General features: G+C 55.6%; 1 protein-coding gene. It reads right to left on the bottom strand.

Annotated features, from left to right (window positions below; translation table 11 throughout):
* Nucleotides 1-915 (bottom strand): hypothetical protein (locus G3436_RS15645; protein ID WP_163946570.1); only part of this gene is annotated, 915 nt, incomplete at its 3' end.
* Nucleotides 916-1002: the final 87 nt, after the last annotated feature.

The following is a 1002-nucleotide window of genomic DNA, read 5'->3' as shown; positions in this document are numbered from 1 at the left end:
CCGATAGTCGGTCTCGTCCACTTTGACCCACTCATAAAATTTCATGCGCACATCCCCGGTAGTCGGGTGGACCGTGGTGTCGACATCCAATCCCCAGCGCTTGATCAACTCCGGTCCCAGCACTTGCTGCCCTTCGAATTCGCGTGCATAACGAAGGTATTGTGCTGCGTCCAGTTCATGTGCGATCAAGGTGGCATTGAAGCGCAGCTCCAGCACATGCCTCAGCCGGCGTACCAGCACATCAGCCTTGTTGGCGGCAGGGAGCGATTGCAGTAAACCGATCAAGGCATTGGTAGCTGAAGTCGCCGCATGCTCTTCGAGGTATTTGTCCAGTACGTCGAACGTGCTTTTGATCAAAGAAGAAGTCTTCATCAATCGATCCGTGATGTTCGCATTGCCCTGGGCCAAGGCTTGCCAGTAAAGGCTGCGGTCGGGTGGCATATCGACCATTTGTTCAAGCAGTTGGCGCCCTGATTCGGTGTGCACCAATGCGCCGATGCAGTGGAAAACAGTTTCTTCGAAATCCTTGCCGTTGGCAGGCACCCCCAGGTCGTAGGTGTTGATCGCCAGGGCAAGATAACTGGAGTGGTTGAGCCATGCGTTGATATCCTCAACAGCACGTTCTATCGGTGCGTCGAAGGCGGCCAGGCGCGCGGCGTAGCCACTGCGAAACTGTTGCAGTTGTGCCCAGTTCACCAAGGCTTGTTGTCGGGTGAGGGTATCGGTGTTCTCAACCGAGTGATTGTGTTCGAAGTAGCCGCTGATCAACTGAGCGCTGGTCAGCCTGTGGGCATTTTCGGCAGTGAAACGGGTGCGCTCTTGTACGGCTCGCGTCACCACGTTGTTAAGCTCACTGGTAACGCCGACAGGGTCGTGCAGTACAACGGCCAAAGGTTGGATATCAGTACGGGCCATCAGTGCAGCCCGCATTGCAGCATCTACCTTCACGCCTTGTATTGGCACATGCTGGTGTTCGCTCCAATGTAGCGGATGTGAGGGAGC

This window comes from Pseudomonas brassicae (genome assembly GCF_010671725.1).
Taxonomy (GTDB): Bacteria; Pseudomonadota; Gammaproteobacteria; order Pseudomonadales; family Pseudomonadaceae; genus Aquipseudomonas; species Aquipseudomonas brassicae.
The sequence above is the reverse complement of the archived record's forward strand: the minus strand, read 5'-3'. Positions and strand labels throughout refer to the sequence as shown.